Here is a 26,141-nt window from a genome sequence, read left to right on the forward strand (position 1 = left end):
CCCGGTCGGCATACGGTTGCCGTCGCCGTGCTGCGAACACCGCTCTACCGCAGCTACCGGGCAATGCGGTTGACTAGAGGGCGTGACAAAGCCGTCGTGGACTGTCGATGTTGTGGTGGTCGGCGCCGGCTTTGCCGGCCTTGCCGCGGCGCGAGAGCTGACGCGACAGGGCCACGACGTAGTGGTCTTCGAGGGTCGCGACCGCGTCGGCGGGCGTTCGTTCACCGGTAGCGTCGCCGGATTGCCGGCCGACATGGGGGGCGCGTTCGTCGGCCCGACCCAAGACGCCGTGCTCGCATTGGCGGCCGAGTTGCAGATCCCGACCACGCCTACCTACCACGACGGCAAGAACGTCATCCACTGGCGCGGCTGGACCCGGTCCTATCACGGCACCATCCCCAAGCTTTCGCTGACCGGGTTGCTCGATATCGGCCGGCTGCGTTGGCAATTCGAGAGGATCGCGCGCAGCGTTCCGGTCGACGCACCGTGGCAGGCGCACCGCGCGCAACAGCTCGACGGCCTGTCGTTCGGGCAGTGGTTGCGGTCGGTGCGTGCCACCGCCTCGTCCCGCGACCTGATGGCCATCATGGCCCGGGTGACCTGGGGTTGTGAACTCGACGACGTGTCGATGCTGCACGCGGCGCGCTACATCCGCGCCGCGGGCGGTCTGGATCGGATGCTCGATACCGTGGACGGCGCCCAGCAGGACCATTTCGCCGGCGGCACCCAGCAGATCGCCCGGGCGGCGGCGGACGAACTGGGCGCGCGCGTCGTGCTCAGCGCGCCGGTGCGCCGCATCGAGCGGCACGGTTCCGGCGTCACCGTCACCTCCGACCGGGGCGCGGCCGACGCGGGATTCGTCATCGTCGCGATCCCGCCGGCCCATCGCGGGGCCATCGAATTCACTCCCCCGCTGCCCGCCGAGTACCAGCAGTTGGTCCAGCGGTGGCCGCAGGGCCGGCTCAGCAAGGCCTTCGCGGCGTACTCGACCCCGTTCTGGCGGGCCAACGGTTTCTCGGGACAGGCGCTGTCCGACAAAGGCCCGGTGTTCATCACCTTCGACGTCAGCCCGCGGGCCGACGGGCCGGGCATCCTATTGGGCTTCGTCGACGCCCGGGCGTTCGATTCCCTACCCACCGACCAGCGGCGCCGCGATACGTTGCGTTGCTTCGCGTCGCTATTCGGCGACGAGGCACTGCGCCCTCTCGACTATGCGGATCATCGTTGGGGCACTGAGGATTTCGCGCCGGGTGGCCCGACCGCGGCGGTACCGCCCGGCTCGTGGACGCGGTTCGGGCGGTGGCTGCGCGAACCGGTCGGGCCCATTCATTGGGCCGGCACCGAGACCGCCGACGAGTGGACCGGGTTCTTCGACGGCGCCGTCCGGTCCGGACGGCGAGCGGCGGCCGAGATCACCGCCCTGCTATGAGCTGATCCGCGCGACCGGCAGGGTGACGGATTCGGCCAGTAACCGCAGCTGCCCGGTGACCTCCCGGTGGTGTTCCAGCATCGAGCAGTGACCGCCGGGCAACTCGACCAGGCCGACCACGTTGGGCGCGGTGCGGGCGATCTCGCGGGATGCGGCGATCGGCGTCAGCCGGTCGTCTTGGCTGCCGATGACCAGCGTCGGGACGGCCAACCCGGACAGGTCGAGGTATTTCGAGCCCAGCGATTCGACGAGCGTCCTCGCACAGCCCCCGCGCCCGGCCGGTGCTGTCTGCACGAACAACTCGTGAATGAGCTTGGCTACGCTCGGGTCGGCATCCTTGCCGACGGCCAGCATCGCGACAAATGAGCGACTGGCCAGCAGGGCCGCACTCGGAATCGGGAACCCGCCGAACAGGTTGATCAGGTGCCGCGCGGCAATCGACCGCGCGGGCGACAGTCGGCCCGGCACCGAGAACAGCTTCACCTGGCGCACCAGGTCGCCGCTGGTCGTGTTGATCAGCGCGACGGCATCGGCGCGACGCTGGACCTTGTGGCGATAGCGGGCCGACCACGCGGCAATCGTGATACCGCCCATCGAGTGCCCGGCGAGCACCGCCCGCTCGTGCGGCGCGACCGTCGCCTCCAACACGCAATCCAGATCGGACGCAAGATGTTTGAGGCTGTAGCCGCAGCGCCGCGGGACCCCGCTGCGGCCGTGGCCGCGGTGGTCGTACGCGATCACTCGGTACTCGGTGGCCAAGTCGGCGATCTGGTAGGCCCACGCGCGGATCGCGCAGGTGATGCCGTGAGTCAGCACGATCGGGTAGCCGTCCGGCGGGCCGAAGACCTCCGCGTGCAGCGGGGTGCCGTCGACCGCGCGGACGGTCAGGGTGCGGCTTGGCGGCAGTGCGCCGGGCAGTGGGTCGATCACACGTGTCGATCGCCGAGCACTCATCGCCAGCTCCCCCCTCGAACACGGCCCCCTTGCCGCACTCCGGATGTGGCGATCTTATAACGGCACGGTCGTCCAACTATGCAATTTCGGCCAATCCAGCGCGCCGAATCTCAGCACACAATTCGCCGGTAACCACCAAACCCCGGCGCGGTGCCGGTTACCGTGTGAGAGGCTGATTGTCATGTTCCCGATGTCCCGTCGGGCGGTGCTCACAGCAACGATGAGCGCGGTCACTGGCGGGCTGGTGGCTGCCTGCACATCGGGTAAACATTCAGCGTCGCCGCCTTCACCGCCGGAGATCAAACCCGACACCCAGTCGGTCCTGATCGTCGGCGCCGGCATGGCGGGCCTGGCCGCCGCGCGCAAGCTCGTCGACGCGGGATGGCCGGTGCGCCTGATCGAGGCCCGCGACCGCGTCGGTGGCCGCGTCGCCACCAACCGCGACTGGGGCGTGCCGATCGAGATGGGCGCGTCCTGGATCCATGGCACCGCCAGCGATCCGATGATGGAATTGGCCCGCAAGGCGCACGCCGAGGTCATCCCGACCGACTATTACGGGTGGGCGAAGCTCGCAGTGGATCGCCGGCTGCCGCCGATGGACTACGACGCCGACCCCTGGCATCAGTTCGTCGAGCGGGCCTGTGACCGTGTCACCGGCGGGAGCCTCGGCGCCGCGATCGACGCCGCGGCCAAACGGGCCGCGCTTTCCAGTTCGGATCGCGCCCAGCTGGCCTTCTTCGTCGCCACCGAGATCGAGGACGAATACGCGGCCGGCGCAGACCAGTTGTCCGCCACCACATTTGACACCGGCGACTACGCCGACGGGGACCAGGCCGTCATCACTAACGGCTACGACGCCCTGCCGACGCTGCTCGCCGACGGACTTCAGATCGTCTTCAATGCGCCGGTCACCGCGATCACTCGACGAGACAACTCCGTCATCGTGCACGCCGCAAACCAATCCTTCGAAGGACCCGCCGCGATCGTCACGGTTCCCCTCGGGGTACTCAAGGCCGGTTCGATCACCTTCGACCCGCCGCTTCCCGACGGCCATGCGCGCGCGGTGAACGCGCTGGGATTCGGTGTGCTGTCCAAGAGCTTCTTCCGGTTCGACCGGCGAACGTGGAAGACGGACAACGCCTTTTACCTCTTCCTGGGCACCGACCCGGGCGCGTGGGCGCAGTGGTTCACCCTGTCCAACTCCGCCGGACCGATCGTGGTGGCTTTCAACGCCGGCGACCGCGGCCGGGCGGTAGAGGCGTCGTCGGCCGCCGACGTGACGGCCCGTGCGCTACCGATCGCCCGCCAGCTGTTCGGCGACGACATCGCGCCGGTGGACGTCCGGACCTCGAGTTGGAGCACCGACCCGTACGCGCGGGGCAGTTACTCGTTCCACGCGCCCGGTTCCGGGCTCGACGACCGCCGGCGGCTGCGCGAACCCATCGGCGACCGGCTGTACCTGGCGGGTGAGGCCGTCGACACCAAGAATCCGTCGACCGTCATCGGCGCCTTGGTCAGCGGCCGCAACGCCGCCGACCAACTGATGCAGCGGCTGCAGAACTAGCGCGAACGCGACGCTACGCCGACGCGTTGTCGCGTCGCGTGTCCGCACCGGGCTCGGGGCCGGTCGCGGTACCGCTGGCGAGTAGCCGCAGCGCCTGGTCGGATCGCGAGCCCGGTTCGGCGGTATGGCCGATCAACGACAGGCCGCCCCCGCTGGTGATATCCAAGACGTTGTAGATCAGCGACAGTTCACCGATGTCGGGATGCCGAAATCGCTTGACACCGTGCCGATGCGCCTTGACGTTGTGCGCGGCCCAGCTGGTACGGAATTGGCCGCTGCGGGTCGCCAGCTCGTCGACCAGGTCGGTGACGGCCGACGAGCCGGGCGAGCGTACCGCTTCGGCCCGCAGCAGCGAGACGACATCGTCGGCTTCGCGGGCCCAGTCGGGGAAGAACTGCTTGGCGGCGGCATCGAGAAACATGAATCGGACCAGGTTCGGCGTCGCCTTTGCGCCGGCGAAGACCGGTGCGTACAGCGCGCGCCCGAGTGCATTGGCGGCCACCAGATCGAGGTGACCGCTGATCACGATCGCCGGCGCGGTGACCATGCTGTCCAGCAATGCCCGCACGCCGCCGGGAACGGTTTGGTCCGTGGCGCGTCCCGGTCGGGTTCGGTCGCCCTTGCTGGTGGCAGCGCGAACAAGATCGAACAGATGGGTTTCCTCTGCCTCACCGAGTTGCAGGGCTCGGGCGACCGCATGCAGGACGTCCTCGGAGACGCCGGCCACGTTTCCCCGCTCGACCTGGGTGTAGTACTCGATGCTCACGCCGGCCAGCTGGGCGACTTCTTCGCGCCGCAGTCCGGGCACGCGCCGGCGGCGGCCCGGCGGCAGTCCGACTTGCGCGGGCGAGATTCTGGCCCGTCGGGACATCAAGAAATCCTTGATGTCCTTGGCAATGTCCATCTCCCCCGAATACCCGCACAGGCAAGCAAACATCCGCACCTGTTGACCGACTGTTGGTCTTGTAAACCGACCACTGGTCGGTTACCGTCGGATCATCCGTGAGTGGAGGTAGCCATGAGCCAGCCAGATCCGTCGCAGTTTCGTACCCGGATGTTCGCGCGCGCGTTCGGCCCGTTTTTTCTGATCGTGCCGTCCATCATCGCGGTGCGCGCGTCATCGCAAATGCCGGTGTTACTACACGAATTCAGCACCAGTCCGATGTGGCAGTGGGTGCTGGGGGCCGTGCTGCTGATGTGGGGCAGCGTCATCATCGCCTTCCACCAGTATTGGCGAAGCGTCGCAGCGGTTTTGGTGTCGTTGCTGGGGTGGTTTCTCGCCATCCGGGGCATCCTTGTGCTGGCGATTCCCGACGTCTACGACTCGGCCGGTAAGTCGTTGCAAGAGAACGCTATTCCGTTGGTGCGCGCCATCTTCGGCGCGATCGCATTGGTGGGCCTGTACCTGACCTACGTGGGCTGGATCGCCAAACCCGCCGAGCCGGATCGAGCGGATGCCGCGGGTAGTTAAGCATCCCGACATTCGCCGTGCCGAGATCCTGGATCGGGCCACGGCGCTGTTCGTTGCGCGCGGGTACGACAATGTCAGCCTCAACGATCTGATCGCCGACGCCGGAGTCTCCAAAGGAGCTTTCTACCACTGGTTTCCGTCGAAGGAAGCGCTCATCACCACACTGGCCGAGCGCAGCGTCCGCGGCCAGCTCGCCGTCCTCGAGGAGGCCTCCGCCCATTGCGAAGGCAACGCTTTGGATCGGCTCAACACGCTGCTGCAGGCCGGGTTCGACGTCAAGATGCGGACCGGCACACCCGAGCAATTGGCCGCGATGGTCTCGCTGCTACGGCCCGTAAACGCGCATCTGTACGGACGCATCATCGCGGTGAGCGAAGAGCTGACGCGACCGCTGCTGACCCGATTGATCTGCGACGGAGTGGCCGAAGGCATCTTTGACACCTTCGACGCCGAAGGGGTGGCCGACATGATCCAAGGCCTCGCCGCACGCCTCAACACCAACGTCGTCCAGATCATCGATGCCCCCGACGAACCCGGCAGGCAGCGCGCCATCGATGTCCTGACCGACAGATGCAGGCTGCACGGGTTGGCCGTCGACCGGGTTCTCGGGCTTCCCGACGGAAGCATCGCGGTGCTCAGTCGGGCACAGCTCGAGGCGATGGTGGCGGCTTTGCCGCGCGATTACTGAGCCCGGGATTGGGCATAGCTGATACATGACGGCTAACGATCCCCCGCAACAGAGACAGCGCTCGACGACCGACAGCATCGCCACGGTCGCCATGTTCGTGCTGGCCGCGATCGCGGGAGCCCTGTCCATCACCTTTTCCTTCTTCTTCGTAATGGCGACCGATTCGTGCGCCGGCAAGAACTGCGACACATCGGCGCTCGATTGGGCCTACGCGGTGACGTGGGGCGGTGTCGGGATCGCGGCCGTCGTCGCCGTCGGCGGCATCATCGTCGCGGCGGCGCGCAAGCGGGTCATGTGGGTATGGCCCACCATTGCGCTGGTCCTGATCGTCGTGGCGGGCGTGATCGGATCACAGCTGGCCAACTCCGTCACCACGCACCATTGATGCACGCGCTAAAGGGTTGCGCTACAGCAGAATTCGGCGCTACTTTTCCAGCGCCTTCGCGCACGCGTCCAGGATCGCGACAAAACTCGAGCGCAGCAGCCGGCGGGTGAGCGCCTCCAGCGCCTTGCCTCCGGCCGCGGCCGGATGGGTGTAGTTGGTCAGCCAGTCGACATGCGTCCCATCGCCGGCGGCCGTGAACGTCAGGGTGCCGCCGTCGTGATCGAACGGCGGGATCGACTTGACGATCAAGTAGGTGTAGCTGTGGGGCCGATCGTAGGCCGTCAGCTCTTCGCGAAACCAGCTGCCGACCGCGATCACCTCGCGCAACGCTCCCGGGCCCGGACCCGACGTGCCCTTGGCCCAGTAACCCTTGAGCGCCAACGGCGAGGCGGCCAGATTGACCGGATCGGCCAGCCAGTCGAACACTTGCTCCACCGGCGCGGCGATCGTGCGTTCCACATGAATCTCGACCATCGGCACTAATGCTAGCCGCCGCCCGGGCGCGCGACTGCTGGCAACGATCAACATCTTTGCGGTGACGCAGAACACCCCAATTGTCGCCTTAGAGAAATCATAAGGAGATTTTGCTGGTACCCGCTTGAGTTGGTCACGATTAGGTCACGACGTGCGGGTACCGACAGCCAGGGCGTGACCGAGCCGAGAACTAGCGTCAACCCGCCGGTTAGCTACGCGCGCCGGCTCGGCGTTGCCGACGTTGACCTCAGCTACCTTGGACTTCGGGGAGTCGGGCGTCCCCGTGAATCAATTCGGATCGAAGGGCAAGGCTAATCATGAATTTCAGCAGTATCGTCGCGCGCCGGCGCGTCGCCGGCATCAGCGCGGGCTGCCTGCTCGGGGGAATGGCCATGGGCATCGTCGCCGCACCGTCGGCGGTTGCGGCCCCCGACTGCAGCCCCGCCGGCGTCAACGCCACGGTTTCCTCGACGCAGGACGCGGCACAGCAGTATCTCGCCGCCCACCCGGGCGCGAACCAGGTGGTGACGGCCGCGTTCAACCAGCCGCGTGGGGAGGCCGCGTCCAGCCTGCGCGGCTACTTCACCGCGCACCCGCAGGAGTACACCGACCTGCGTGGCATCCTGGCGCCGATCGGCGAAACCGAGCGTCAGTGCAACGTCTCGGCACTGCCGGGGAACCTGGAATCGGCCTACCACGAATTCATGGCCGGCTGATTCCGCCCGCAGCGACCCGCCACAACGCCGTGGCGGGTCGTTTTGCGTTTCCCGTGGATCGGTGTGAACCGCGCCATGGGCGGGTAATTCCCAGTCAGCCAATGGGTCTGGAGGTGACGATGCGGTTGCGCCGAAGCACGCTCGGCGGTCCGGGGATCGCGCGCAAACGCCGGGGCAAAGGGTTCGCCTACTACGGACCCGACGGCAACCCGCTGACGGACGAGGCCGCCCTGCAACGGATCAAAGACCTGGTGATCCCGCCGGCGTGGAAAAAGGTGTGGATCTCGCCGCACACCAACGGCCACATCCAAGCCGTCGGCACCGATGTCGCCGGGCGCCGCCAGTATCTCTACCATTCCGCCTGGCAGCAGGAGCGAGCCGAGGAGAAGTTCGACCGCGTCCTGGATCTGTCGACCCGGTTGCCGGATTTCCGCGCCCGCATTGTCGCCGACCTCGCTCGTCGGGGCGCGACGCGGGAGCGCGTGCTGGCGCTGGGACTGCGGCTGCTGGACCGTGGCTACTTCCGCTCTGGGGGTGAGCAATACGCCGACGAACACGAATCCTACGGAATTGCCACCCTGCTGTGTGAGCACGTGACGGTGCACCGCGACACCGTCGAATTCGACTACCCCGCCAAGAGCGGCGTGCAACGCACCGTGGCGGTGCCGGACGCCGGAGTGGTCCGTGCGGTGCGTTCACTGATGCGCCGCCGTGACCGCAGCGCGCGGTTGCTGGTGTACCGCAACGCATCCGAATGGACCGAGGTTCGGGCCGAGGATCTCAATGTCCGGTTCAAGGAACTCGTCGGCGACGAATTCACGGTGAAGGACCTGCGGACATGGCACGGAACGGTGCTGGCGGCAGCGGCATTCGTCGACGCGGATCCACCCGTATCCCAACGCGTGATCAAACGCGTCGAGGCCGCGGTGATGAAGGAGGTCGCCGAGGAACTCGGCAACACTCCCGCGGTGGCACGCGGGTCGTATGTCGATCCGCGAGTCGTCGCCGCCTACGAGCAGGAAATCACCATCGCCACGGCCGCCCGGCGCGCCCAGCGCGCCCGTCGGCCCGACGCGGCGCAGGAGATCCTCGAAAAAGCGACTCGCATGCTGATACGGCGAATAGCGAAGGATGGCAACGGATCCCGGACACCCACCCTCGCCAAGACGGCCTGACCCATGCGGATGACGGCGCTAGAGCTGGTTTTCGCGACCGACGAGTGCCCAGACCGTTTTCCCCGACGACTTCGGCGTGCTGCGCCATACGCGACAAAGTGCGGAAACGATCGATAGGCCCGACAGGGTTTCGCTGCCACTTTCATCCTCGAGCCGGCCGGCCGGCACCTGGCTGTCGTCTTCCACCGCCACTACGACGGTGTCTTGCAGGCTTTCGACAATCAGCACCGGCGCGCTGTCGGTGTGCTTGAGGACGTTGTCAACCAGGATGGTGGCGATCGTGCCCACGACGGGAATCAGACAGCCCTGGGCCCACGCGGTAAGCCATTGCCCGATCAGGGCGCGGGCGAGCCCCAGACTGACCGCTCTTGCCGGAAGCTGGGTTCGCAGCCGCCGTCGGTCCCGCAACGGCCGCTTGATGGCGGCAGCCAGCGCCGCCTCGCGGCCGGAATACAGCGGAACGCATCGGGCGATACCGGTCGCGGTGATCGACCGCCGATACGCAGAGTGCTGACACACCAGCAGGATCGGTACATCGGGCCACGCCGTGACATGCCAGCGAGCGCTGGTAAACACCGACCATGCGGATTCCGCGGGCACCGATAGGCCGTTGACGTCGGCGATTACCGCTCGCGGCTCATCCAGCGCAGCGTCGATCACGGCGTCGCGAAGCGTGCGGTAGGTGGCGCTGTTCAGCAGTCCGGTCACCTTCAGAACCGCGACATCATGCGTATGTTCCACGCACACGCCGACGGACGAGCCGGCCTGAGTCACCCTTTTCGACTACCCGTCCCCTCGGTAGGTAACCGCAGGCGATCGACGCTTCGTGCACCGGTCGATCGGCATGATTTCGCCGGCCCGGTTTCACCCCGGTCAGGCGGGGAATTCTCGCCAAGGTGTCCCATCAATGACAGGAGGGTGACCGTCGTGCCGAACCCGTCGATCAAGAACGAGAAGATGTATCGCGAACTGCGCAAACAGGGCAATTCGGAGGAAAAGTCCGCGCGAATCTCCAACGCCGCCGCGGCACGGGGCAAGTCCTCGGTCGGCCGCAAGGGGGGCAAGTCCGGCTCGTACACCGATTGGACGGTGCCGGCACTGAAGAAGCGCGCCAAAGAGCTTGGAATGTCCGGCTATTCGGGCCTTACGAAAGACAAATTGGTCGCCAAGCTGCGTAACCACTGAGTCCGCGCCGGCCTTCAGCCGGTAAGACCAAGCCGGTCGGCCAGCACCAAAAAAGCGACCGCGTAATCGTTGTCAACGGTCTGGGACCGGATGCGGCCCCAGTCGAGCCGTTCGCGAATCGCCCGCACCGCGGGCAGTAGCGTGGCGAAATCGCAGTGATGCTCGTGCAGCGCGCGCAGTTTCTGGATCAGCACCATCGTGGGCGGCAGCACCGGCATCGCGATAGCCAGTACGTCGCGCAGCTCGGCGCACTCCAGCATCGCCGAATCCACCGGTTCGCCGTTGAGTCGGTGCAGCACGTCGACCAACGTTTCGCCGATCCGCGCCTTGAAGAGCCAATCCTCCGGGGGATTCTCGATCGCGAACCCGGCGGCGCGCAGCGTCGCGGTCGCGGTCGCCACATCGGCCTCGGCGACCACCAGATCGACGTCATGACTGGGTTCGGGTGCGCCGTAAGCCCACAACGCGTAACTGCCGGCCAGCGCAAAGCGGGGCCCATCCTGCTTGAGCGCCGACGCGGCAGCACGCAGCGCCTCGCGCAGGTGTGCCCGGCAGTCCGGCGAATTCGACGAGGTCTCGGTGGGTGCCATCGTGACTAGGTCATACCCGGCCGGCCGGGCGGGCAACCCGTTTGTCATCTGTTTAAAGAGGGGCGAATTGGGCAATCGCCAGGTATGCCGCTGCCACCGCTTCGCGTCTACGATCGGGCTGTCGTGGTGGTTCCCGCCCACAACGAAAAGGCACGTCTCCCGGCATGTCTGCGGGCCGTACTGACCAGCGCGCTGTGTGTGCCGATTCCGGTCTCGGTAGTAGTGGTGCTGGACGCCAGCGACGACGACAGCGCGAAGCTGGCGGGCGAATACGGGCCGGATGTGCACTTCGTCAGCGTCGACGCCCGCAACGTCGGTGCCGCACGGGCGGCGGGTTTCGGCTACGGCCGGTCGCTGTGCCGCGACGAGGACGAGTGCTGGTACGCCACCACCGATGCCGACAGCCGAGTGGACCCCGGCTGGCTGATCCATCAGCTGGAGCTCGGCGCGGACATGGTGTTGGGCGTGGTACGGGTGGTCAACTGGCGCCACCATTCCCCCGACCTCGCCGCGCGTTATACACGGGCTTACGAGTCGAATCGGGACGGCCAGCACGACCACGTCCACGGCGCCAACATGGGTTTCAGTGCGCGCGCCTACTGGCGGGTCGGCGGCTTTCGCACGCTGACCTCCGGTGAGGACGTCGATCTGGTCGAGCGATTCGAGGCCGCCGGTTATCGCATTCACCGCGACACCGACTTGTCGGTCATCACATCGGCACGAACCCGGGCCCGCGCGCCACGCGGATTCGCGCATTATCTAAGACAATTCGGGACACCGGCGGTGGGTGATCGCGCGTGACCGCAGGGTTGATCAAACACTGGCTGGATTCCGGACGGCTCGAACTGCCGCTGCCCGCGTCGGGACGCACGCTGGAACGCTGGCAACGTCTGGCCCTGCTCGCCGAAGAAGACGTCGTCGCGGCCCGCATTGTCGAAGCCCACGTCGACGCCGTTGCGATCATCGACGAATTAGGCGGCAAGCCACCCGATCTCGGTCAACTGTGGGGGGTGTGGGCGGCCGAATCACCGGACGCCGTGGTGACGGCCACCAACGTGAAGGGCGCGTTCACCCTGAACGGCACCAAGGTTTGGTGCTCGGGCGCCGGATTCTGCACCCACGCCCTGGTGACCGCCCGACTGTACGACGGCCGGCGCGGCCTGTTCGCGGTCGCGGTCGCCGACCCTGCGGTGAAGGCACTGCCGTCCACCTGGTGGAACGCCGGGATGGCCGGAAGTGACACTCGGCCCGTGCAGTTCACCAATGCCCAAGCCGTCTCGGTCGGCGACCCGGGTGACTACCTGAACCGGTCCGGCTTCTGGCACGGCGCGATCGGCGTCGCGGCATGCTGGCTCGGCGGTGCGCGCAGGGTTGCCGAACCGCTCTATCGCTGTGCCGCAAGTGAATCAGCGGACGCGTATTCGTTGGCGCATCTGGGCGCGGTCGACGCGGCGCTCGCCGCCGGCGACGCGATGCTGACCACCGCGGCAACCCACGTCGATGCCGACCCGTTCGACCGGTCCGACAGTGCCGAACTGCTCGCGCGCCGGGTTCGGGCGATCGTCGAACACGCCGCCGACGAGGCGATCACCCGCACCGGCCGTGCGTTGGGGCCCGGTCCCCTGTGTCAGGACGGCCGGCATGCCCAGCGGGTGGCCGATCTGAGCATCTACATACGGCAAAGCCACGCCGAGCGGGATCTGGCCGCGCTCGGGGGGCTCGCGGGTCAGCGGCGCTGAGGGCGACGTGCAGACGCTCCCGGCTGGCAACTGCGCCAGATTTGCGGCCAAGCCGCTGACGCACAGCGGTACACCGGCACCGGTATGGCTGGCCACCCTCGACCGAGGACCGCTGCCGCCGCTGGATCTCCGCGACTGCCCCGGTCTGGTCGTCGTCGCGCCCCACCCCGACGACGAAACGCTGGGCCTGGGAGCCACGATCGCCCAACTCGTCGCCTCGGAGGTCGACGTCCAGGTCGTGTCCGTCAGCGACGGCGGGGCGGCCCACCCCGGTTCGACCCCGCTGGACCGGATGCGCATGGAGGCCACCCGGCAACACGAACTACGCAGAGCAACAGGAATTTTAGGGGTTTCCTCGCCCGTGTCGCTGGGCCTGCCGGACGGTCAGCTCGCCGACCACGAGGACAAGCTCACCGACTTGCTCGTCGAATTCCTCGACGCCGCCCCGGTGCGCCCGTGGTGCGCCGCCACCTGGCGAGGTGACGGGCATCCCGACCACGAGGCAGTCGGGCGTGCCGCGGCCACGGCCTGCACCCGCACCGGCGCCGTACTGCTGGAGTATCCAATCTGGATGTGGCACTGGGCAATTCCCAACGATGCGGCGGTGCCTTGGGACCGCGCCCGTGCGGTAGCCGCGCCGGACTGGGCGGTTGCCCGTAAACGCCTGGCCGCGCAATGCTTTCGCAGCCAATTCGAATCCAACGCCGGCTCACCGCCCGTGCTACCGACGTACGTGCTGCCTCGGCTGATGGCAGTGGGAGAGGTGATGTTCCGCTGAGTGCGCGCCTACCCGACGGGTATTTCGACCAGATGTATGCCGCCACCGACGATCCGTGGCAGCTGTCGACGCGATGGTACGAGCGGCGCAAATACGCAATCACACTGGCCATGTTGCCCGATCGCCATTATCGGCATGCCTTCGAGCCCGGCTGTTCGATCGGCACCCTGACCGCACAGCTGGCACTGCGCTGTGATCACGTGACCGCGGTGGACGTCGCTGACGCGGCCGTGCGCAGCGCGGACATGCGGCTCCGGCAAGCCGGATGCCGAGACCGGGTGACGCTGGCCCGGTCTTCTCTCGATGCGGCGTGGCCGCCCGGACCCTTCGATCTGCTCGTGCTCAGTGAAATCGCCTACTACCTCGAGGCGGAAACGCTGGCCGCGGTGCTGGACACCGAATGCGTTCGGTTGCCCACCGGCGCGAATGTTGTTGCCGCGCATTGGCGCCACCCGGTGGCCGACTATCCGCTCACCGGCGATGCGGCGCATGCCATCATCGCGCGGACACCGGGCCTGACATCGCTGGGCCGATACCAGGACCGCGACGCCGTCATCGAGGTGTTCGACACCGGCGACGGCCGATCGGTGGCAGCACGCGAAAAGGTCCCCGGAGCCCAGTAGCAAAACAGTGGGTATCGAAAACCTATGCGCGTAGCGACCTTCAACATCCTGCACGGGCGCACCGTGGGCAACGGGGTCGACCCGCAGCGGCTGCGTGACTGCGTCCGGCAACTGGATCCCGACGTCCTGGCCTTGCAGGAAGTCGACTGTGATCAAGCACGTTCCACGCGCGCCGACCTCACCGCGTTGGCGGCCGAGGCGATGGGAGCCGTGGAGCATCGCTTCGTGGCCGCGATCTCCGGCACTCCCGGCGCGACCTGGATGGCCGCCACCGGCGACGAACAACCCGGGACCGCAGCGTATGGGATCGCGCTGCTGTCCCGGTTCCCGGTGCGTAGTTGGCAAGTGGTGCGCTTGCCGCGCATTCCGATGCGGTTTCCGATGTACCTGCCCGGGCCCAACCGCGTGATGATCGTCGACGAAGAACCCAGGGCGGCGGTCGTTGCCCGGCTGGACACACCATTGGGCCCGCTGACGGTGGCCAATACGCATCTGTCCTTCGTGCCGGGCTGGAATCGGCGCCAATTGCGCCACCTGATCCACGATTTGCGTGGATTTCCGGGTCCGCGACTGCTGATCGGCGACCTCAACATGACACCCCCGGCGGTACGCCGCTGGTCGGGCATGCGGGCGCTGGCGGTGGCCGACACGTTTCCCGCTGTGGTCCCCGATCGCCAGCTCGACCACATCCTGACCGATGACCGCAACTTGCGCAGCGGAGACACCGAGGCCGACCCGATGCCGATCTCCGACCATCGGCCGCTGGTGGTCGACCTCGATCGCGCGTGAGTGGCCGTTTGGCGCCATAGCCAGCGGGTAGAACCCTGCATTCCCGCCCGGGGCTGCACCTACTGGAACGGCGCGGCGATGGAATCGACCGACTACGTCGATCTCGACGAAATCCCCGAAGCGGTGACCTCGCCGACCGCCGCGGCGGCGCGAAACGCCGCGCACTTGGCCCGCACCCTCAAGTCAGCGCAACTCGCCGTACGAATAATGTTGATGCATAGCTAATTTCGACCCGACCCTGCTCACTTATCTCGGATCGGTGTGTCCGGGCCGCCAATAGCAATGAGCCGTTGCCGGACCCGTTCGATGTCTTCCAGCGACGGCATCTCATGGATGCTCCGGGTGATCTCCACGCCGATATCGGCGTTGTCGACCGGACGTCCGCGTGTCGCGAGCTCGCTGGCGATCTCGGCGACTTCGTCGTCGGAAACGCGGCGCGGCAACAGGGCCAGCAGCGGGAAGTAGCCCGCGGCCGGTACGCAGGTCGGGTAACCGACCCGCAGAAACGCGAGAATGGTCGACACGCGATCGCCCAGGCCCATCCTTGACTACCTCACTGCCCCTGCCGCGGGCGCGACGTCCGCGGTCCCTGCCAGGTATAGCCAGGTGCCGCGCGTTGAAACGCCGACACGTGATTCGTGACCGAACGTTGCCCTGCGCGCTGAATGTGGCCGGCACAACAGTGGGCCGGCCCCATCCGAGACTGGGAACTACTGGTGTTCCTTCTGACGCTCCTCGGCAGCCTTGGCGCCGCCACGGGCGGCCTCGGCTTCGGCTTCCTTCTTGGCGGCCTCGCGCTGAGCATCGGCCTTGTCCTGCTGGGCCTTGCCCTCCTCGACGACGTCGTCACGGCCCATCAGCGATCCGCCGACCTCCTTGGCCTTTCCCTTGACGCCCTCGACAACTCCCTTGATTCCTTCTTCCGGGCCGCTGTTGTGATCGCCCATGGCTCGATCTTCCCTCTGGTTCGTTGCGCTTGCGCTCGTCTGAGCGCGAATCTGATTGATCAGCTCGGGTCTCAATTGCGAACTGCGCAGACAAATCGCCTGCCACGTCGATCAATTCGTTCGCTTACAGGGGCTTCCCCCGATGTGGCCGGCTAAACGGCAGCCCGAAATCCCGCCCAATCCCACCGTGTCAACGCGTCGCATCGGGCCCTGGATCACTCGGCCGAGTCTGAGCGTCCGAGATAGCCGGCTGCGAAGGCTCACCGCCGCGGCGTACCCGTGGGCGGCCGGCTCAAACGGCGGCCGACCGCGCAGGTTCGATCAGCGCCCCGGATTTCACCAGAGCCTCGATCTGGTCTGCGGTCAGCCCGATCTCTTTGAGGATCTCTTCGTTGTGCTCGCCCTGGCGGGCGGGCAGCTGGGTGGTCAGGGTGTCGTCGTGGTCGCTGAAATGCCAGGGCGGTGCGGGGATGGTGATGCTGCCGCCGTGCCGGTCGGACACTTCGCGGGTGACGCCCCAGCCCTTGGCCCAATCGGTTTCGCTGAACTCGGCCATGTCGCGCAGTTGACCCGTGGCGATCTTGGCCTCGTCGAACTGCGCGTCCAGCGAGTCCATGGAATCGAAGGTATAGATCCAGGTCTGCACGATCGCGTGCAGTGCCTCCAGGTTCTGGCGGCGTAGCTCCGGTGTGCGGAACCGCGGGTCGTCGGCGAGATCGGCACGCCGCATCGCGTGCAGGTAGAACGGGAAACTCATGCTCCCCACCAGACTCATTGGCGAAACGAACTGGTGGCCTTCGGGACTGGTGAAGAATACGCAGTCGGTGGCGCCCAGGATCGGCGTCTCCTCGCCGAGGTCGACGTCCGAAAGGTCATAGTGCACACGCTCGTTGAGCGACGTCAGTACCGCCGCCATCGCCACGTCCACGTATCGACCTTCGCCGGTGACCCGCCGATGCTGCAAGGCCGCCAAGACCGCGATGGCGGCATGCAGGCCCGCGTAGATGTCGCCGTGTGACAACGAGTCCGACCGGCGATCGGCACCGTCAACCCCGAACTGCCGCAACGTGTTCTGGGTGAACCCGACCTCGGCCTGCACGGTGGGCGCGTACGCCATGCGAGTTCGCCACGGCCCCGTCTGCCCGTATCCGCTGATCGAGGCGTAGACGACCGCAGGGTTGCGCGCCGCCACCGACTGATAGTCCAGGCCGAATGACGCCAGCGCGCCCGGGCGGAAGTTTTCGACGATGATGTCGGCCGTATCACACAGCTGCAGCACCGCGTCGCGCGCCTCGGGCACGTTGAGGTCGATGCTCAAGTTGCGTTTGCCCGCGTTCTGTTGGGCGTAGTAGCCGCTGATCTCGTCCCGGCGCGGAAACGCCAGGCGGCTGATGTCGCCGCGGGGCGGTTCGATTTTGATCACCTCGGCGCCCAGGTCGAGCAGATGCTTGGTGCAGTGCGGGCCGGCCAGCACCCGGGTGAAGTCGATCACCCGGACACCCTCGAGCGGGAGCGCCATGACTACCGCCCCCCGAACCGCGCGGCGCCGGGGCCTTCGGCGGCCAGCGAGGCCAGCCCGATCTTGAGGTCCTCGGATTTCCAGATCTCCTTCTGCAACTCCTGCATCGCCTCGTCGGTCTCCGCTACGCCGTGCGAGACGGCGTGCGAGACAATGGCTTTCGTGGACGCGTGGGCGACGGTCGGCCCGTTGGCGAGCTCATGGGCGAGCGCACTGGTTACCGCTGCGAGTTGTTCGTCGGCGACCACGCGGTTGATGATGTTCCACCGTTCCAGCGTGCGGGCGTCATAGCGACGGCCCAGCAGCGCCATCTCCTTGGCCCGCGCCGCGCCGGCACGCTGGGTAATCCGTTGAATGCCACCCATCAACGGGTTCAACCCGAGCGAGGCCTCGATGTTGCCGATCTTGGCCGACTCGCTGGCGACGATCAGATCGCAGGCCATCGCCAGCTCCAGACCGCCGCCCAGGCACGCACCGTGCACGGCGGCGACGATCGGGATCGGTAGCGAATCGAATTCCCGGAGCAATTCGACGACCCCGATCATGGGCGCCTCGCCGCTCTCGGCGCTGTCGAACAGTGATACGTCGGCACCGGCGCAGAAATTGCGCAGGCTGCTGCGCAGCAGCACGGCACGGGCCGGTTGCGCGGCGGCCCACCGAACTCCGTCGAGCAACGCGTCGAACAACGCGGTACCCAAGAAGTTGTGCGGGGCGTGCTGCATGGTCAGCACGGCGACGTGCCCGTCCATCTCGCGGGCCACCGGCGCCGAATCCCGGTCCGGGGCATGCACCGGCGATATCGCACCGGCCGGTTGATCCAGGGTCTGCTCGGTCATGGGAATTCCTCAAATTCTTACTATGTCGTCCGTCATACTTATGACGAACACCACCATAAGATCTATTGAGCTAGATCGTCAAGAACTATGTATGATGGGCGACATGCCAAAGCGAAGTGACAGCAAGGACCGGATGATCGTGGCGGCCCGCCGGCTGTTTCGCGAGCACGGCTACTTCGGGACCGCGCTGTCCGACGTCGTCGCCCAGAGCTCGGCACCTCGGGGCTCGCTGTACTTCCACTTTCCCGGCGGCAAGGAAGAACTCGCCACCGAGGTAGCGCTGGCGCACTCCGCCGACGCCATCGCCCATATCAACCGGGCCGCGGGCACCACCAGCACCGCCGCCGAGTTGATCGCCGCGTTCCTCGGCCGTCCCCGCGACGAGATCATGGCCAGCGACTACCGCGAGGGCTGCGCCGTCGCCCCCATCGTCATCGAATCCACCCCGGCCTCGGCGCAGCTCACCGACACGGCCCGGCGTGGCTTTCAGGATGTCGTCGCCACCTTGGCCGCCCGCCTCGCCGAGAAGGGCCTTCCCGAAACCCGGGCCCGCCAACTCGCCCTCAACGCCGTCACCGCCATGGAAGGTGCACTCATTCTCAGCCGGGCGCTGCGCAGCCCCGAGCCGTTCGATGCCGCCATCGCCGAACTCACCGCCAGCGCCGACGCCGCAGCCGGGACACCTGTCCAATGACGACAACAACAGCAGATGAATTGCGCGCCAACCTGATTGGCGCCTGGGAGCTGCAATCGTACGAAAGCAGCGCGCTGGACGGATCCGACGTGAGCTACCCGTTGGGCGCCGATGCCCGCGGCGTCATCATGTACACCCCGGACGGCTACATGTCGGCCCAATTGATGCGCGCCGGCCGAACACCCTTCGACCGCGACGATCCACATCATGCGCACGACAACGAGCTCGCCGCGGCGGCCGGTGGATATATGAGCTACGCCGGCCCGTTCTCCGTCGTCGACGACGGCCTGATCGCTCATCACGTCGAAGTCAGCTTGCTGCCCAACTGGATCGGTGGAATCCAATACCGCAAGGCCCGATTGCGAGACTCCTTGCTGGAACTCGGCCCGCCCGAACCGATCGTGCTCAACGGCGTGCCGCGCAACGCCAAGCTGGTGTGGCGGCGCACCTGAGCGCAGAACTACCGATGGCCTAGGTCCCGGTACTAAAGTCTGGGCAGGATCGCAGACGAAGGAGGCCGAGACGAACCCTCAGGATCCGTTCGGACACAATCCTTTTAGCCCGGAGTCCCTGAGCTACGATCCGCTGGGCCGCGCCCCCTACACCCCGCCGCCGGTATTCCTGCCACCACCCCCGCCGCCGCAGCCCCCGCCCGTCAATACCTTCGCGACGCTGTCGGTGGTGTTCGCGTTCGTGTTCGCCCCTGTCGGAGCGATTCTCGGGCATCTCGGCCTGGCGCAGATCCGGCGCACCGGCGAGCTCGGACGTGACCGGGCACTCGTCGGGTTGTCCTTGTCGTATGCGTTCATCACCCTCACCGTCATCGCCCTGGCGGCGTGGGCCACGCTGTCCACCCTGGCCGGCTCGCGGCCGCACCAGAGCGCCGCGCCGGCTATCACGGCCACCCCCGGCACCACCACCGAGGCGCCGCCGCCACCCAAGGTCGCGCCGGATGACGTCATCAGGCTGCTACCGAAGCTCGATGCCCTGAAAAGTCTTACCAACGACCAGAACCTGGAGGCCGGCCAAACCTGGGACCGGCCAAGTAAAAGCGATACGGACGCCACGATCGATCGTCCGCAGTGCTGGGGCGCCGTGATGCCCGGCGCCCCGGAGGCCTACGACCTCAACACCATCCTGCGCTATCGCGCGGAGGCGTTCTCCGATACCCAGACCCTGCTGAAGTCGATCCAGATCATCCAGGCGGTGATCGGGTTTCGTGATTCGCCGACCGCCCAATCACAAGTGACGAAGCTGGTCGACGGCTGGCGCGATTGCGGCGGGGCACCCGTGACGCTGACCGACCGGGGCGGTCCGACGTACACCTTGACGCTCAGCCCTCCTGCCGACGCCGGCAACGGCATCACCACGATGGATCTGGCACCCAAGGGCCTCAAGGTGCGGTTTGTCCGGGCAGCCGCCGCGAAAGCCAACGTCGTGGTCGACCTCTACGCCGTCAGCCTCGGCACGACCGATGCCAGCGGCCCCCGGCAAACGGCCGTGAGCATCGCCAACTACATCCTCAACAAGATCCCCGACTAGGGCATCGAAATGGCCACCGCAGTACGGTGGGCACATGAAATACCTCGAGGTCGACGGAGTGGGAACAGTCAGCCGGATCGGGCTGGGCACTTGGCAGTTCGGCTCACGCGAGTGGGGCTACGGGGACGAGTACGCCGCCGGCGCTGCCCGCGACATCGTGCAACGCGCCCGCGCGATGGGGGTGACGCTGTTCGATACCGCCGAGGTGTACGGGCTGGGCAAGAGCGAGCGGATTCTCGGCGAGGCGCTTGGCGACGAGCGCGCCGAGGTTGCGGTGGCCAGCAAGATCATGCCCGTCGCGCCGTTCCCCGCGGTGATCAAACAGCGTGAGCGCGCCAGTGCGCGCCGGCTGCAGCTGGACCGCATCCCGCTCTACCAGATCCATCAGGCCAACCCGGTGGTCCCCGATTCGGTGATCATGCCGGGCATGCGCGACCTCCTCGATGGCGGCGACATCGGCGCCGCCGGCGTCTCGAACTATTCGCTGGATCGCTGGCGTAAGGCCGACGCCGCGCTGGGCCGTCCCGTCATCAGCAATCAAGTCCATTTCTCGCTCGCCTTTCCGAAGGCGCTCAAGAAGCTGGTGCCGTTCGCCGAGAAGGAGAAGCGCGTCGTGATCGCCTACAGCCCGCTGGAGCAGGGGCTGCTCGGCGGCAAGTACAGCGTCGACAACCGTCCCGGCGGAATCCGCGCGATCAACTCACTATTCGGCACCGAAAACCTGCGCCGTCTCGAGCCGTTGCTGCAGTTGCTGCGCGACGTCGCGAAGGAGGTCGACGCCAAGCCGGCCCAGGTCGCGCTGGCCTGGCTGATCAGCTATCCAGGCGTGGTCGCGATTCCGGGTGCATCCAGCGTCGAACAACTCGAGTTCAACGTGGCCGCCGGCGACATCGAGCTGCCCATCGCATCCCGCGACGCGCTCACCGAGGCGGCGCTGGCGTTCCGGCCGGTGTCACCGGTTCGCTTCGTCACCGACCTGGTGCGGGAAAAGCTAGGGCGTCGCTGACGCGGGGGCGAGTGCCGGGGTGCCGGCGGGGGCGCCCCTGGCGATCACGATCGGCATCGAGGTCGATGAGTTGGTGCTCAGGATCGTGTGCACGATTGCGATCAGGTCCTCGATGGGCATCAGCTTGCCGGGCATGCAGCGATCCGACACCCACACCGGGACCGCCTGCATGGCCAGTTCCATATCCCACCCGGCGTTCATGCCGGTCGCCGCCTCGCCCTCGCCGCCGGCGCACTCCCCCACGATGAGGTTGGTGAAGCCCACGTCGGGGTGTTCGGCACGCCACGCGTCGACCAGCCGCTCGAGGGCGGCCTTGCTGACGCCGTAGGCGCCCAGACCCTGCCAGGACGGTCCGTAGGGACCCGCATCCGAGGACAGGTATACGGCCTTGCCGGCGGACGCGGTCAGGTGCGGTATCGCTGCCGACGTCACCAGCGACGCCCCGATGACATTGGTGTCGAAGATGCGGCGCCAGGTTGCGGCGTCGGTGTCGACCAGGCGGACCAGCGGGCTGATGGCGGGCGTGAACACCACGTTGTCGATGCCGCCGAGGGCCTGCGCCGCCTCGTCGATCGCCGATCGACATGAGGCCTCGTCGGTGATGTCGCACTCGACGGCGATCGCGCCCGACCCGGCCTCCTTTGCGGCGGTCTCGAGGCGCTCACGCCTGCGGGCCAGCAGCGCGACCTGATCGCCGCGCTGGGCAAGTCCGATTCCGATACAGCGCCCAAGGCCACTCGATGCGCCAACCACCACTGTCCGTGACATATTTGCCCTCTCCTGTAACGAGCCCGCTGCAGGCACAGCGTATCTAGCAGGGACGGCACATGTACCGCCGGGCACATCTTCGGCCAGGGGCCATGTCAAACATGTTGCGCGCCTTAAGAAGTGGACAGCGATCAGGCGCGCCGCGAGCGCCGCAGGGATCGCTCCACCGAGAAGCGGGTAACGGCATCGCGACCGCCCGATTTCTGCTGATACATTGCCGCGTCGGCACGCGCGATGACCGAGGAGACCGGCTCTGCGTGCAAGGCGATGGTCGCGCCGATGCTCAGGGTCGCGTGTATCGCATGTCCTCCCACGTCGATGGGTTCGCCGGCTCGGTCGCGAATCTTGTCGGCGGTGGTGGCGACCTCATCGATGCCGTGGACGCCGGGCAGCAGGATCAGGATTTCATCGCCGCCGGTGCGCCCGACGGTGTCCTCCCGACGGACACTTTCGCGGATCCGGGCCGCCAGCGTGGCAAGCACGACGTCGCCAACGCCGTGTCCCCAGGTGTCGTTGATGTCTTTGAAGTGGTCGACGTCGCAGAACAAGATGCCGACGTATGTTCCGGCGGGTCGCTGCTCCTGGAGAGCGGCCTCGAGACGCACCATGGTCTCGGCCCGATTGGCCAGTCCGGTCAGGGTGTCGAAGCGGGCCAAGCGTTCGAGCCGCCGCTCGGTTTCGACCTGGTCATCCGCAAGCCGTAGCGCGGCGATCATGCCGTCGGTATTGCCTTCGGCGTCGACGTACGGCTTCGCGTGGCCGTCGACCCAGCGGTATCCGGAGTCGACGGACAGGATCCGGAATCGGTGGATGACCGCCTCGCCGTCGGCGACGCGCTGCAGCGCGGTCTGGACCGCGTCGCGGTCGTCGGGATGAATGCGGTCGCTGAAGCCCGAGTTCAGCCAGTGCTGCGGCGGGCCACCCAGCGCGGCGACGACCGACGGTGAGACCCACGAAGCCTCACGCCCGTGCAGGTGCACGATGACGTCCACGGCGTTGTCCGCCAGGATCCGATAGCGCATCTCGGCATCCGCGCGCAGCTTGCTGACCAGCTCCTTATCGATCAGCAGTTGTTGCTCACGCTGACTCAAGTAGAACGTGACCGCTCCGACGACAAGCGTTCCCACCACGATCGGCAGACTCCACTCCGTGTGCTCGCCGGGCAGGCCGAGGCCGAGGAAGATCGCCCTGGACAGCGCCACGACGATGGGAAAAGCGGCCAGAATGCCCGCCAATCGGACCAGCGAGCGCCAGTCGGGTCGGCCGAAGAGCCAGGTGAGCGGAAACCGGTCCGGGCGGGCCAGCGCTGCCGCCCCGACGAGCAGGAGTAGAGCCACGGCCGTCGAAAGCGCTTGGCCGGTTGACGGCGAGACGCCGACCATGGCCATCGCGTCGAACAGGTAGGCCGCGGCGGTGACGAGCGGGGCGACCGCGCCGAGGGTCAGACATGCTGGCCAGATCCAGCGGGTTCTGCGATCGACGCGCATCAGCGCCACCGCGGCGGCCACCAGCAGCAGTGGCGCTGCCGTCTGCGGGCCCGGACGTCCCGGCCACGACGCTTGGCGCACGCGCACCGCGTCGGAAAACCAGAACTGGTCCAGGCCGAACGACCCATCGGTGGCGTACTCCGCGAGCACCGAGATGGCGAACGCAATCACCGCAACAGCCAGGAGCCGGCCCGTCCACACTCGCCGGCGTGACGGAGATCCCTGCTGCGCCAGGGCCGCGGCACCCAGCGCGGCCAAGCACAAAGCGGTCCACGGCGTCATCACCGGCCAAGTGGGATAGACCCGCGTCAACAGGTCGACGTCGGCCGTCCAACCCACCCAGGTTGCCGTGGCTACGACAACGACGACGGTGGCCTCCGCCCGCGCGAACCGCGTCAGCGCCGACTGCGGACGTGCTTTCGTGTCAGGCACGGCCATCAGCAGTTCCCCCCTGACGCGGCAGCGGGGAACCATATTGTCCGGCCGCCACGCCAAAAAGGATATTTTGCGCCGACAAGCCGATCAATGTCATCACATCGGCAAGAACACCGGTCGTCGATCGTCGCGCCTAGCCGGCCGGAACCACTTGCAGCACCACAGCGGTGTGGGGCTCCACGGTCAGCGCCCCGCCCCCGGGCACCTCTTCCGCGGGCGTGGTCTCCTGCGGTCCGGTGTACACCACGAGATTCCACGCGGCGCCGAATTCCTTTGGCGGAAGGGTGAATTCGAGTGGCTCGTAGTGGGCGTTGAAACACAGCAGGAAAGAGTCGTCGAGCACCCGCTGTCCGCGCGCATCGCGGCCGGGAATGCCGTGTCCATTCAGGAATACCGCGACGGACTTGGCGAAGCTCGCACCCCAGTCCTCGTCGGTCATCTCGTCCCCGTCCGGGGCGAACCAGGCGATGTCGGGCAGGCCGTCCTGGCCACGGCGGCCCACCGGCTTACCACTGAAGAATCGCCGCCTGCGAAACACCGGGTGGTTGGCGCGCAGCGCCGACACCGTGCGGGTGAACTCCAGCAGGTCGGTGTCGGCATCGGCCCAATTGATCCAGGTCAGCTCGCTGTCCTGGCAGTAACCGTTGTTGTTGCCTTGCTGAGTGCGGCCGAGCTCGTCACCGTGGCAGATCATCGGCACACCCTGCGACAGCAGCAGCGTGGTGATGAAGTTGCGCTCCTGGCGGGCGCGCAGTTCGTTGATGCCGGCATCGTCGGTCGGCCCCTCGGTGCCACAGTTCCACGAGCGGTTGTGGCTCTCGCCGTCGTTGTTGTCCTCGCCGTTGGCCTCGTTGTGCTTCTCGTTGTAGGAGACCAGGTCGCGCAGCGTGAACCCGTCGTGGGCGATGACAAAGTTGATCGACGCCACGGGCCGGCGCCCAGTGTGTTCGTAGAGGTCGGCCGATCCGGACAGCCGGTAGGCGAACTCGTCGAGGGTGGCGGGCTCGCCACGCCAGAAATCGCGGACGGTGTCACGGTATTTTCCGTTCCACTCCGTCCACTGCGGCGGGAAGTTGCCCACCTGGTAGCCGCCGGGTCCGACGTCCCACGGTTCGGCAATCAGCTTGACCTGGCTGACGGTCGGATCCTGTTGCACGAGTTCGAAGAACGTCGACAGCTTGTCGACGTCGTAGAACTCGCGGGCCAACGTCGAGGCCAAGTCGAACCGGAAGCCGTCGACGTGCATCTCGGTCACCCAGTAGCGCAACGAGTCCATGATCAGCTGCAGCGAATGCGGATGACCGACGTTGAGGCTGTTTCCGGTGCCGGTGTAGTCCATGTAGTGCTGCTTGTCGTCGTCGACCAGCCGGTAGTACGCGGGGTTGTCGATACCGCGCATCGACAACGTGGGGCCCAGGTGGTTGCCCTCGGCGGTGTGGTTGTAGACGACATCGAGGATCACCTCGATGTCCGCTTCGTGCAGGGCGCGCACCATCGCCTTGAACTCCTGCACCTGCACCCCTGGAGAGGTGCCGCTGGAGTACTTGAAGTCAGGCGCCAAAAACCCAATTGTGTTGTAGCCCCAGTAATTCGACAGCCCACGTTCGACCAGGGTGGAGTCGTTGGCGAAGTGGTGCACGGGCATCAGCTCGATCGCGGTGACACCCAGGCTCTTGAGGTGATCGATGATCACCGGATGCGCGACGGCTCCGTAGGTGCCGCGTATCTGCTCGGGGATATCGGGATGAGTCTGCGTGAGCCCCTTGACGTGTGCCTCGTAGATGACCGTATCGGCGTATTCGTGACTCGGTGGGCGGTCATTGCCCCAGTCGAAGTACGGGTTGATCACCACGGACTTGGGCATGCTCGTCGCGGAATCGTCGTCATTGCGGCTGTCGGGCTCGCCGAAGTTGTAACTGAACAGGGTCTGGTTCCAGTCGAACGTTCCGTCGATGGCCTTCGAATACGGGTCCAGTAGCAGCTTGTTCGGGTTACATCGAAGCCCCTCGGCGGGGTCGTACGGACCGTGGACGCGATAGCCGTAACGCTGGCCGGGCTCGATCGCCGGTATGTACCCGTGCCAGACGAAGTAGTCGACCTCGGGCAGGGTGATCCGCGTCTCGGCGCCATCGGCGTCGAACAAGCACAGCTCTACGCGCTCGGCAATCTCGCTGAACAGCGTGAAGTTGGTGCCGGCGCCATCGTATGTGGCGCCCAGCGGGTATGCCTTGCCCGGCCACAGTTCACCGGTGGGCGTCGGAGCAGGCGCGTCTGCTCTGGTCATGGCGCCCTTCATACCCTGTGGATGCGGCGCCCAAACTGTGAGCTTACCCCGGTTGACTCGGAG

The 26,141-nt window shown here is 66.8% G+C and carries 29 protein-coding genes and 1 pseudogene; 18 read left to right on the top strand and 12 right to left on the bottom strand.

The window, feature by feature from the left end; genetic code table 11:
- The first annotated feature begins 82 nt into the window (after positions 1 to 82).
- Positions 83 to 1,429 (top strand): flavin monoamine oxidase family protein, encoded by a 1,347-nt coding sequence (locus G6N55_RS10030; RefSeq protein ID WP_085225745.1) that lies wholly within the window; start codon positions 83 to 85, stop codon positions 1,427 to 1,429.
- On the opposite strand, the gene G6N55_RS10035 is transcribed toward G6N55_RS10030, so the two are convergent.
- Positions 1,424 to 2,383: an alpha/beta fold hydrolase gene (locus G6N55_RS10035; protein WP_036467487.1), complete on the bottom strand. Its 960-nt coding sequence runs from the start codon at positions 2,381 to 2,383 to the stop codon at positions 1,424 to 1,426. The genes G6N55_RS10030 and G6N55_RS10035 overlap by 6 nt on opposite strands.
- Before the next feature lie 220 nt (positions 2,384 to 2,603).
- Here G6N55_RS10035 and G6N55_RS10040 point away from each other — a divergent pair, with 220 nt between their 5' ends.
- Positions 2,604 to 3,947 (top strand): flavin monoamine oxidase family protein, encoded by a 1,344-nt coding sequence (locus G6N55_RS10040; RefSeq protein ID WP_232078965.1) that lies wholly within the window; start codon positions 2,604 to 2,606, stop codon positions 3,945 to 3,947.
- A gap of 13 nt (positions 3,948 to 3,960) precedes the next feature.
- Here G6N55_RS10040 and G6N55_RS10045 read toward each other — a convergent pair whose 3' ends face one another.
- Positions 3,961 to 4,851, bottom strand: coding sequence for a helix-turn-helix transcriptional regulator (locus G6N55_RS10045; RefSeq protein ID WP_085225741.1), 891 nt, complete (start codon positions 4,849 to 4,851; stop codon positions 3,961 to 3,963).
- A gap of 114 nt (positions 4,852 to 4,965) precedes the next feature.
- Here G6N55_RS10045 and G6N55_RS10050 point away from each other — a divergent pair, with 114 nt between their 5' ends.
- From G6N55_RS10050 to G6N55_RS10060, 3 genes are read left to right on the top strand one after another with little or no spacing between them, the layout of a single operon-like run.
- A complete protein-coding gene (locus tag G6N55_RS10050; protein WP_036467477.1) occupies positions 4,966 to 5,418 on the top strand; it encodes a hypothetical protein in 453 nt (150 codons plus the stop codon).
- Positions 5,402 to 6,106, top strand: coding sequence for a TetR/AcrR family transcriptional regulator (locus G6N55_RS10055; RefSeq protein ID WP_085225739.1), 705 nt, complete (start codon positions 5,402 to 5,404; stop codon positions 6,104 to 6,106). Before G6N55_RS10050 ends, G6N55_RS10055 begins: the two co-directional genes overlap by 17 nt.
- Before the next feature lie 25 nt (positions 6,107 to 6,131).
- On the top strand, positions 6,132 to 6,491 hold the full coding sequence (locus G6N55_RS10060) for a hypothetical protein (RefSeq protein ID WP_085225737.1): 360 nt from the start codon (positions 6,132 to 6,134) through the stop codon (positions 6,489 to 6,491).
- Positions 6,492 to 6,530: 39 nt separating this feature from the next.
- Here G6N55_RS10060 and G6N55_RS10065 read toward each other — a convergent pair whose 3' ends face one another.
- Positions 6,531 to 6,965: an SRPBCC family protein gene (locus G6N55_RS10065; RefSeq protein WP_036472199.1), complete on the bottom strand. Its 435-nt coding sequence runs from the start codon at positions 6,963 to 6,965 to the stop codon at positions 6,531 to 6,533.
- Between the two features lie 317 nt (positions 6,966 to 7,282).
- Between G6N55_RS10065 and G6N55_RS10070 the strand changes: the two genes are divergently transcribed.
- Both G6N55_RS10070 and G6N55_RS10075 read left to right on the top strand, forming a co-directional pair.
- Positions 7,283 to 7,681, top strand: a complete 399-nt coding sequence (locus G6N55_RS10070; RefSeq protein WP_036467469.1) for a heme-binding protein — start codon at positions 7,283 to 7,285, stop codon at positions 7,679 to 7,681.
- Positions 7,682 to 7,800: 119 nt separating this feature from the next.
- Positions 7,801 to 8,856, top strand: coding sequence for a DNA topoisomerase IB (locus G6N55_RS10075; RefSeq protein WP_085226991.1), 1,056 nt, complete (start codon positions 7,801 to 7,803; stop codon positions 8,854 to 8,856).
- Between the two features lie 18 nt (positions 8,857 to 8,874).
- Here G6N55_RS10075 and G6N55_RS10080 read toward each other — a convergent pair whose 3' ends face one another.
- The gene (locus tag G6N55_RS10080) at positions 8,875 to 9,630 is read right to left on the bottom strand and encodes an STAS domain-containing protein (protein WP_085225735.1); all 756 of its coding nucleotides are present in this window, start codon (positions 9,628 to 9,630) and stop codon (positions 8,875 to 8,877) included.
- Between the two features lie 153 nt (positions 9,631 to 9,783).
- On the opposite strand from G6N55_RS10080, the gene G6N55_RS10085 reads away from it, so the two are divergent.
- Positions 9,784 to 10,041 carry a DUF7218 family protein gene (locus tag G6N55_RS10085; protein ID WP_036467466.1) on the top strand — a complete coding sequence of 86 codons (258 nt, stop codon included), beginning with the start codon at positions 9,784 to 9,786 and terminating at the stop codon, positions 10,039 to 10,041.
- A gap of 14 nt (positions 10,042 to 10,055) precedes the next feature.
- On the opposite strand, the gene G6N55_RS10090 is transcribed toward G6N55_RS10085, so the two are convergent.
- Complete coding sequence (locus G6N55_RS10090; protein ID WP_036472197.1) at positions 10,056 to 10,631, bottom strand: hypothetical protein; 576 nt, start codon at positions 10,629 to 10,631, stop codon at positions 10,056 to 10,058.
- 84 nt (positions 10,632 to 10,715) lie between these two features.
- On the opposite strand from G6N55_RS10090, the gene G6N55_RS10095 reads away from it, so the two are divergent.
- From G6N55_RS10095 to G6N55_RS10120, 6 genes and pseudogenes are all read left to right on the top strand, one after another.
- A complete protein-coding gene (locus tag G6N55_RS10095; RefSeq protein ID WP_085225733.1) occupies positions 10,716 to 11,432 on the top strand; it encodes a glycosyltransferase in 717 nt (238 codons plus the stop codon).
- Positions 11,429 to 12,370: an acyl-CoA dehydrogenase family protein gene (locus G6N55_RS10100; protein WP_085225731.1), complete on the top strand. Its 942-nt coding sequence runs from the start codon at positions 11,429 to 11,431 to the stop codon at positions 12,368 to 12,370. The genes G6N55_RS10095 and G6N55_RS10100 overlap by 4 nt, the downstream gene beginning before the upstream one ends.
- A 7-nt stretch (positions 12,371 to 12,377) precedes the next feature.
- Positions 12,378 to 13,148, top strand: coding sequence for a PIG-L deacetylase family protein (locus G6N55_RS10105; RefSeq protein WP_085225729.1), 771 nt, complete (start codon positions 12,378 to 12,380; stop codon positions 13,146 to 13,148).
- A 32-nt stretch (positions 13,149 to 13,180) separates the two neighbouring features.
- The gene (locus G6N55_RS10110; protein WP_232078967.1) at positions 13,181 to 13,771 is read left to right on the top strand and encodes an SAM-dependent methyltransferase; all 591 of its coding nucleotides are present in this window, start codon (positions 13,181 to 13,183) and stop codon (positions 13,769 to 13,771) included.
- Between the two features lie 24 nt (positions 13,772 to 13,795).
- Complete coding sequence (locus tag G6N55_RS10115) at positions 13,796 to 14,560, top strand: endonuclease/exonuclease/phosphatase family protein (protein WP_085225727.1); 765 nt, start codon at positions 13,796 to 13,798, stop codon at positions 14,558 to 14,560.
- 39 nt (positions 14,561 to 14,599) lie between these two features.
- Positions 14,600 to 14,785: pseudogene (locus G6N55_RS10120) on the top strand (hypothetical protein); the annotation flags it as partial.
- A gap of 17 nt (positions 14,786 to 14,802) precedes the next feature.
- Here the strand turns inward: G6N55_RS10120 and G6N55_RS10125 are convergent.
- From G6N55_RS10125 to G6N55_RS10140, 4 genes are all read right to left on the bottom strand, one after another.
- Entirely contained in the window at positions 14,803 to 15,102 is a 300-nt protein-coding gene (locus G6N55_RS10125; protein WP_085225725.1) for a DUF3349 domain-containing protein, read from the bottom strand.
- A 168-nt stretch (positions 15,103 to 15,270) separates the two neighbouring features.
- The gene (gene mbp1, locus G6N55_RS10130) at positions 15,271 to 15,507 is read right to left on the bottom strand and encodes a microaggregate-binding protein 1 (RefSeq protein WP_085225723.1); all 237 of its coding nucleotides are present in this window, start codon (positions 15,505 to 15,507) and stop codon (positions 15,271 to 15,273) included.
- 292 nt (positions 15,508 to 15,799) lie between these two features.
- Entirely contained in the window at positions 15,800 to 17,026 is a 1,227-nt protein-coding gene (locus tag G6N55_RS10135; protein WP_036467445.1) for a CaiB/BaiF CoA transferase family protein, read from the bottom strand.
- 2 nt (positions 17,027 to 17,028) lie between these two features.
- Positions 17,029 to 17,862 (bottom strand): enoyl-CoA hydratase/isomerase family protein, encoded by an 834-nt coding sequence (locus G6N55_RS10140; RefSeq protein WP_085225721.1) that lies wholly within the window; start codon positions 17,860 to 17,862, stop codon positions 17,029 to 17,031.
- A gap of 103 nt (positions 17,863 to 17,965) precedes the next feature.
- Here G6N55_RS10140 and G6N55_RS10145 point away from each other — a divergent pair, with 103 nt between their 5' ends.
- The 4 genes from G6N55_RS10145 to G6N55_RS10160 all read left to right on the top strand — a co-directional run bounded on the left by G6N55_RS10145 (position 17,966) and on the right by G6N55_RS10160 (position 21,104).
- Positions 17,966 to 18,556 (top strand): TetR/AcrR family transcriptional regulator, encoded by a 591-nt coding sequence (locus tag G6N55_RS10145; RefSeq protein ID WP_085226988.1) that lies wholly within the window; start codon positions 17,966 to 17,968, stop codon positions 18,554 to 18,556.
- Positions 18,553 to 19,008: a lipocalin-like domain-containing protein gene (locus G6N55_RS10150; RefSeq protein WP_085225719.1), complete on the top strand. Its 456-nt coding sequence runs from the start codon at positions 18,553 to 18,555 to the stop codon at positions 19,006 to 19,008. The genes G6N55_RS10145 and G6N55_RS10150 overlap by 4 nt, the downstream gene beginning before the upstream one ends.
- Before the next feature lie 118 nt (positions 19,009 to 19,126).
- Positions 19,127 to 20,098, top strand: coding sequence for a sensor domain-containing protein (locus G6N55_RS10155; RefSeq protein ID WP_163667725.1), 972 nt, complete (start codon positions 19,127 to 19,129; stop codon positions 20,096 to 20,098).
- Positions 20,099 to 20,132: 34 nt separating this feature from the next.
- Complete coding sequence (locus G6N55_RS10160; protein ID WP_085224038.1) at positions 20,133 to 21,104, top strand: aldo/keto reductase; 972 nt, start codon at positions 20,133 to 20,135, stop codon at positions 21,102 to 21,104.
- Here G6N55_RS10160 and G6N55_RS10165 read toward each other — a convergent pair.
- From G6N55_RS10165 to glgX, 3 genes are all read right to left on the bottom strand, one after another.
- Positions 21,090 to 21,860 (bottom strand): SDR family oxidoreductase, encoded by a 771-nt coding sequence (locus G6N55_RS10165; RefSeq protein WP_139826955.1) that lies wholly within the window; start codon positions 21,858 to 21,860, stop codon positions 21,090 to 21,092. The genes G6N55_RS10160 and G6N55_RS10165 overlap by 15 nt on opposite strands.
- 143 nt (positions 21,861 to 22,003) lie before the next feature.
- Entirely contained in the window at positions 22,004 to 23,797 is a 1,794-nt protein-coding gene (locus tag G6N55_RS10170) for a sensor domain-containing diguanylate cyclase (protein WP_085224047.1), read from the bottom strand.
- A 130-nt stretch (positions 23,798 to 23,927) separates the two neighbouring features.
- Positions 23,928 to 26,078, bottom strand: a complete 2,151-nt coding sequence (glgX, locus tag G6N55_RS10175) for a glycogen debranching protein GlgX (RefSeq protein ID WP_085224045.1) — start codon at positions 26,076 to 26,078, stop codon at positions 23,928 to 23,930.
- Positions 26,079 to 26,141 lie beyond the last annotated feature (63 nt).

Origin of the sequence: Mycobacterium florentinum, assembly GCF_010730355.1 — a bacterium.
GTDB classification, from domain to species: Bacteria; Actinomycetota; Actinomycetes; order Mycobacteriales; family Mycobacteriaceae; genus Mycobacterium; species Mycobacterium florentinum.